The organism is Desulfovibrio sp. DV (genome assembly GCF_001936595.1).
Classification (GTDB): Bacteria; Desulfobacterota; Desulfovibrionia; order Desulfovibrionales; family Desulfovibrionaceae; genus Solidesulfovibrio.
The window spans coordinates 77839-84628 of record NZ_MLBG01000007.1 but is presented as its reverse complement, the minus strand read 5'-3'; the positions used below and the strand labels follow the sequence as shown (position 1 = coordinate 84628).

The window sequence follows — 6790 nt, the reverse complement described above, 5'->3', positions numbered from 1 at the left end:
CCAGGCCCTTGCCGTCCTGGCCGAGCACAACGACATCCGGCTGGTCATCACCGACTACAACATGCCAAACCTCGACGGGTTCGGGCTGATTGAGGAGATTCGGGCCGGCAAACCCAAGGATCAAGTGGCCATCATCGGCGTCTCGGCCGAGGGTGGCGGCCAGACCGTACGGTTTCTCAAGGTCGGGGCCAACGATTTCCTGGTCAAGCCCGTGGAAGTCGAGGAGTTCACCTGCCGGGTGCACATGCAGCTCGACATCCTCGATCTGGTCGCCCATTGCCGGGAGTTGGTCGCGAAAGCCAACGCATAGCCATGGCCTTTGCATCCGTTGCCGGTTTTTCGTTGCGACGCGGGCTGGCCATCCTGGCCTGCGCGGCAACGCTTGGTGCGGCCGGGTTTCTGGCCGCCAGATACGCCCGCCTGCCCTTTCCCCTGTCCGCGCTCACTCCGCCCCCGTCCACGGTGGTTGCGGCCCGTAACGGCCAGCCCCTGCGCCTGTTTCTGGCCCCGGACCAGGCCTGGCGCTTTCCGGTGCGCCTTTCCGGCGTGGCCCCCATCCTGCCGCAGCTGGTCCTGGCCGCCGAGGACCGCCATTTCCACCGCCACCCCGGGGTCAATCCCCTGGCTCTGCTACGGGCTGCGGCAACCAATCTCGCGGCCGGACGGGTGGTTTCCGGCGGCTCGACCATCACCATGCAGTTGGCCCGGCTGGCCCGGCCCCGGGAACGCACCCTGGCCGCCAAGTTCGACGAGGCGCTGGCCGCCCTGGCCCTGGAACGCCGGCTCTCCAAGGACGCCATCCTGGAGCGCTACCTCAACATGGCCCCCTATGGCGGCAATATCGTGGGTGTTGGCGCGGCCAGCACGCTCTATTTCGGCAAAACGCCCGACCGGCTGTCCCTGGCCGAAGCAGCGCTTTTAACCGTCCTGCCCCGCTCGCCCCTGCGCCTGGACCCGGTGCGCCACCCCGAGGCGGCCAGGGCCGCCCGCAACCGGCTGCTGGCCGCCCTGGCCCGCTCCGGGATCGTGGCCGACGCGGCGGCCCGGGAGGCGGCCGAGGCGCCCGTACCCCGGGCCCTTGTGCGCCAGCCCTTTGACGCGCCCCATTTCAGCCAGCTGGCCCGTGAGCTTGGCGGCAATGCCCCGCGCATCGACACGACCCTGGACCCGGGCGCGCAAAAGAGCGCCACGGATATCCTGCGTTCCCGGTCGCGCTGGCTGGCCGGCCAGGGCATCGGCAGCGTGGCCGCCGTGGTCCTCGATCCGGCCAGCCGCGAGGTCCGGGCCATGGTCGGCGGCACGGACTGGTTTGGCGATGCCCGCTTCGGCCAGATAAACGGCGCAACCATCCGCCGTTCCCCGGGCTCGACGCTCAAGCCCTTTCTCTATGCCATGGCCATGGACCAGGGGCTGGTCTTTCCCCAGAGCCAGATGCTCGATATCCCAACCAGTTTTGCCGGCTATATTCCGAAAAACTATGACGGGCTTTTCCTGGGCCGGGTCAGCGCCGAACAGGCGCTTATCACCTCGCGCAACGTTCCGGCGGTGCGGCTTTTAAACGAGGTCGGACCGGCCCCGTTTCTGGAGCTGCTGCGCCGGGGGGGCCTGACCAGCCTGGATAAGCCGGCGGCCCATTACGGCCTGTCGCTGATCCTTGGCGGCGGCGAGACCACGCTGTTGTCCCTGACCAACTGCTACGCCGCCCTGGCCGACGACGGCCGTGCCCTGCCCCCGGCCATCCTGGCCAAGCACCCGGCCGTCCGTGGCGAACGGCTCTTTTCGCCCGAAGCCTGCGCCCTGGTGACGGACATTCTCACCCGACTCGAACGCCCGGACCTGCCCACCTCCTGGGAACGCGCCCTGGCCGTGCCGTCGGTGGCCTGGAAGACCGGCACCTCCTTTGGCCATCGCGACGCCTGGGCCGTGGGTATCAGCGCCGAGCACGTCATTGGCGTGTGGGTCGGCAACATGGACGGCACGCCCATTGCCGGCATTTCCGGCGCGGTCCATGCCGGACCGATTCTCTTTGAGCTGTTTCGGGCCCTGGAGCCGCGCGGTTCCAGGCCTGCCATTAAAAATGGCCTCAATATCGCCGAAATCGAGGTCTGCGCCGACAGCCGGCAACTGCCCGGCCCGGACTGCCCACGGCGGATCACAGCCAGGATCATCCCCGGCCGCACCCGCCTGGGGCCCTGCCCGGTCCATCGCCGGATGCTGGTGGATGCGGCCACGGGCGAGCGCCTTGGGGCCGACTGCCTGGCCGGCCGCGAGGCCAAAACCGTGGCTGTGGCCGAGTATCCGGCCGAGCTGGTAAGCTGGTGGCGCAGTTCCGGCATCCCCTTTGAAACACCCCCGCCGCCGGCTCCCGACTGCCTGGGCGCGGCCGGAGACGGGCCGCGCATCGTCTCGCCGAGCCCGGCTACGGTCTATGCCGTGCGCCCGGACATTCCGGACGAATTCCAGCAGATTGCCCTGGCCGCCGACACGGCCGCCGCCGCCAGCCGCCTGTCGTGGTACGTGGACGGCGTTCTGGCCGCCCAGGGCCCCCCCGGACAACGCCTTTTCTGGCATCCAACCCCTGGCGCGCACCGCGTGGCCGTGGCCGACGACCAGGGCCGCAGCCACGCCGTGACCGTGCACGTCGAACCGTTCGCCAAGGAGCAGCAACCATGAGCACCATTCTGGATTTTTCGATCTTCCCGCTGGATAAGGGCGAGAACCTGTCGGCCTACGTGGCCAGGGCCATCCGCATCGTGCGCGCCTCCGGCCTGCCCTACGTCTTTTCCCCCATGTCCACGAGCATCGAGGGCGAATGGGACGAAGTCCTGGCCGTGGTCACCCGCTGCAAGGATGAACTGGAAAAGGACTGCGGCCGCATCCACGTGGCCATCCGCATCGACTGGCGAAGCGGCCCGGCCGGAAGGATCACGGCCAAGATCGAGGCCGTCGAGGAAAAACTGCGCCAGGGCTGACACGAGCGGCCGGGTACGGAATTGGTGTCTGGCAAAACCGTTGCACCCGTTGCCAAGGACCGTTCCCGAAGGTACAAGGTACACCGATCACAACAATTCCCGAAGACCCGGACCGAAAGTCGGCCCGGATCTTCGGGCCACCACGCATGCACCGAAACGCCGAGGAGAGGACCATGCTCGACCAGCTCGCCCAGATCAACATGAGCATATACTTCCAGACTGTCGTCTTTATTGCCCTCATGGCGATCGTCATCCGCCTGCACTGGAAAATGGGTTCTCTCACCCATATGGCCCTGTGCGCCGTCAAATACTTCGTCTTTGTCCTTATTTTCATCTATCTGTTTCTCAACTGGGCCAGCGACGTCAATCCATCCCTTCGAAACAGCAGCATCCTCATCATGACCCTGATCAACCTCTATATGCTCTGGCAGGTCGGTATCGCCGCAGTGGAGTTGCCCTATCGCCGCGCGCTCAATAGCTGCGTCGAAGGAGTATGCACCGCGACGGATATGGAACAGGCCTTTTCCACGGGCAAGCGGTTCTATAAGGTCCGCTACTTCTTCGCCGCCCTGACCAGCGGCACGGCTCCCTGGCATTTCCTGCGCGGCATCGCGGCCGAGCGCACCCGCGACGATCTGCACCGCGTCTTTATCGGCGTCGATTCCAAGGCCTCGGTGTTTGGCTCCAAGCTCTATTACCATTTCCTGCGCAACCAGCTGGCCGCCGACAAGTCCATGCCGGCCGACAAGCGTTCCGAGCGCCTGCGCGCCGTTGACACCCTGGAGCGGGACCCGTGGCTGACGGAAAAGACCAGCGTTTTCCTCAATAACCTGCTGACCGCCCCGGAAGACCTGCTCGACGCCGGCCTCAAGGATTCGCTCATTGACGAAGGCAAGATGGTCTGATCCGCTTGTCGTCCGGCATCGGCCCTGTCCCGCCCTCATCCGGTCGGGACAGGGCCGGGACAGGGACGGGACGCCCTGATGCCTTGTTGCGAACCGCTCCCCGGCCGCCGGCCATCCGCCGGGCCCATCCGGGCACAAGGACGCCGCGCCATGATCCCTCGCCTCCTCTTCCTGCTGGCCGGCCTCCTGACGCTTTTCCCGGCCGACTGCGCCACGCTTTGGGCCGGCTGTTCGCCAGCCGCCCTGGCCATCGCCGTGGATGCCGGGCACGGCCCCAAAATCCCCGGAGCAACCAGCGCCTCGGGAGTGGCCGAATACCGCTTCAACGACCGCTTGGCCGGCAAGGTCGTGGACGCCCTCCAGGCTGCCGGTTTCCCCAAGGCCTTTCGCATCGACCCCACCGGTCTCGACCTGCCCCCGGCCGGCCGGGCCATGCGGGCCAATGCGGCCAAGGCCGGCCTTCTCATCTCCATCCATCACGACTCGGCCCAGCCGCAGTTTTTCACCAGCCGCAACGAAAACGGCAAGGCCAGGCCCTATTGCGACCTCTTTGCCGGCTATTCAATTTTCTATTCCGGCCGCAACCAGCACCCCGACGACAGCCTGGCCCTGGCCCGGCTCATCGGTCGGCAGATGCGCCGGGAGGGGTTGCCCTTTACCAGCCACCACGCCGCCGACATCCCGGGCGAGCGCCGCCCCCTGGTGGACGACCAGGTGGGCGTGTACCGCTACGACGGGCTGGCCGTGCTCCACGCCGCAGCCATGCCGGCGGTGCTGGTGGAGGCCGGGGTCATCGTCAACCGGGCCGAGGAAACGGCCCTGGCCGGCGAGGAGCGCCAGACGCAAACGGCCCGGGCGATTGCCCGGGCCGTGGTGAACTGGTGTGCGGGAATGCGCCCGTAATCAGGCGCTGGTGACGGCCAGGCGTTCCCAGGCCAGGGCCCGAGCCTTTTCGGCCAGCTGGAGCATTTCCGGCTTGGACACCTGATCGTCGGCCCCGACGGCCTCGCCCTTGTGGCGCAGGCTGTCGGTGATGAGCGAGGAGAAAAGGATCACCGGCAGCTGCTTGAGCACCGGGTCCTCCTTGACCTTTCGGGTCAGGCTGTGGCCGTCCATGGCCGGCATCTCGATGTCGGACACAAGGATATGCACAAAATCGGTGATGGGCCGATTTTCAGTGGCCGCCGCCGCCTTCCACTCCAGCAACTGATCCCAGGCAATGCGGCCGTTTATGGTGCGCGTCACCTCGAAACCGGCCTTTTCCAGCGACGTGCCGATCATGCGGCGGATGGTGGTGGAGTCGTCGGCGATAAGCGCCTTGAAGACCATGTCCTTGTCCGGCAGCTCTTTTTGCCGCTCGACAAAGGCTTCCTCGTCAAGCTCCTTGAGCGCCAGTTCCGGGTTGAGATCGGCCACGATCTTTTCCATGTCCAGAATAAAGACCACCCGGGTATCGAGCTGGACCACGCCGGTGACGGAATTGCCGGAATAGGCCTGGACCTGGATGCTCGGCGGCTCGATCTGCTCCCAGCTCAGGCGATGGATGCGGGTGACGCCGGACACCCGGAATGCGCTGACCACCCGGTTGAATTCCGTCACCACCACCTTGTCCGAGGCATTGTGCGAACGATCCTTGCCAAGCCACAGGCTTAAATCCACCAGCGGCACGACCTTGTCGCGCAAATTAAATGTCCCCAATACGCAAGGATGCGGCGTCTGCGGCATCTCCGTCACCTTGGGCAGCCGGATGATCTCCAGTACCTTGGCCACGTTGACCCCGTAGTACCCCACGTAGGTCTTGCCCGACGGCGTCGGCTCCTCCAGATAAAATTCAACGATTTCGAGTTCGTTGGTACCGGATTCAAGGAGGATGTTGGTATTGCTGCTCATGCGGCGGAACTCTCCTTCGCACTCAGGGATGGGTGGAATGGACGATCAGCGTCCCTTTGATGATGTATGCTGTTCGTTTCAAAAAAAGCAAGGACTCCGACGAAGATGCGGCTATTTGACAGCACATTTTTTTTCCGCGATAGAAGGAAGGTGGACTGCCCTTTCCTCTGTTTAGCAGCGCGTCGACGCGGGAACATGCCATGTCCAGACGTCTGTTGTGTGCCATTTTTGCTTCACTGGCCGCCATGGCCCTCCAGTCGTGGCCCGGGCCACTTTTGGCCGGTGAATCAGCCGATCCCCTGGCAGTGCTCGTATTCCATCGCCCGCCCTATTACATGCTCCACGATGGAAAGGCTGCCGGAGGCTTTCTCCTGCTGGCTGCCCTGGAAGCCTTTGAGCGGGCCGGAATCCCCGTCACGGTACGGGAAATGCCGCCGGGACGCATCGTCGCCACTGTCGCCGACGGCAAAAGCCAGGTCTGCGCCGTGGGCTGGATCAAAACCCCGGAGCGCGAGGCCTTTGCCCGCTTCAGCCTGCCGCTGTACCGCAACCAGCCGGTGGCGGTGGCCATCGGCCGCGCCGTGCCAATGGCGTCGGCCCCGCCGCCGACCCTGGTCGACCTGCTTGGCGCGGAACTGCACTGGGGGCTACGCGAGGGATTTTCCTATGGGAAGTATTTCGACAAGGCCTTTGCAGAACACCCGCCACGCTCGGTCAAGCGCTTTTCCGACACCACCCATCTGGTGGAGCTTGTCGCCCAGGGCCGCCTCGACGCCATGCTGGTCGATCCTGAAGAACTGGCCTGGATCATCAGCCAAAAGCCGGACCTTGGCGCCCACATCCGGCTGCTCCAACTGGCTGACGCGCCGCCCGGGGTTGAGCGCTCGATCATGTGCAGCACGGCCGTCCCGCCCGAAACCATGGCCCGCCTCGATGCTGCCATCACCGAATTCCTCGCCACGGACCAATACCGCGACATGACCAGCCTGACCCTGCCGCACTGAGGCCGGGGCCGGGAGTCCC

The 6790-nt window shown here is 65.5% G+C and carries 7 protein-coding genes; 6 read left to right on the top strand and 1 reads right to left on the bottom strand.

Going from position 1 to position 6790, the window contains the following annotated elements; genetic code table 11:
- The 5 genes from DVDV_RS03535 to DVDV_RS03515 all read left to right on the top strand — a co-directional run.
- The coding region (locus tag DVDV_RS03535) for a response regulator (protein ID WP_139311503.1) at nt 1-310 on the top strand (310 nt) is incomplete at its 5' end.
- A 2-nt stretch (nt 311-312) separates the two neighbouring features.
- On the top strand, nt 313-2673 hold the full coding sequence (pbpC, locus tag DVDV_RS03530; RefSeq protein ID WP_075353334.1) for a penicillin-binding protein 1C: 2361 nt from the start codon (nt 313-315) through the stop codon (nt 2671-2673).
- Nucleotides 2670-2972 (top strand): MTH1187 family thiamine-binding protein, encoded by a 303-nt coding sequence (locus tag DVDV_RS03525; protein WP_075353333.1) that lies wholly within the window; start codon nt 2670-2672, stop codon nt 2970-2972. The genes pbpC and DVDV_RS03525 overlap by 4 nt, the downstream gene beginning before the upstream one ends.
- A gap of 173 nt (nt 2973-3145) precedes the next feature.
- Complete coding sequence (locus DVDV_RS03520) at nt 3146-3877, top strand: hypothetical protein (protein ID WP_075353332.1); 732 nt, start codon at nt 3146-3148, stop codon at nt 3875-3877.
- Nucleotides 3878-4027: 150 nt separating this feature from the next.
- Nucleotides 4028-4780 carry an N-acetylmuramoyl-L-alanine amidase gene (locus tag DVDV_RS03515; RefSeq protein WP_075353331.1) on the top strand — a complete coding sequence of 251 codons (753 nt, stop codon included), beginning with the start codon at nt 4028-4030 and terminating at the stop codon, nt 4778-4780.
- Here DVDV_RS03515 and DVDV_RS03510 read toward each other — a convergent pair whose 3' ends face one another.
- Nucleotides 4781-5767: a chemotaxis protein gene (locus DVDV_RS03510; protein WP_075353330.1), complete on the bottom strand. Its 987-nt coding sequence runs from the start codon at nt 5765-5767 to the stop codon at nt 4781-4783.
- Between the two features lie 200 nt (nt 5768-5967).
- On the opposite strand from DVDV_RS03510, the gene DVDV_RS03505 reads away from it, so the two are divergent.
- Nucleotides 5968-6771: an ABC transporter substrate-binding protein gene (locus DVDV_RS03505; protein WP_075353329.1), complete on the top strand. Its 804-nt coding sequence runs from the start codon at nt 5968-5970 to the stop codon at nt 6769-6771.
- Nucleotides 6772-6790 lie beyond the last annotated feature (19 nt).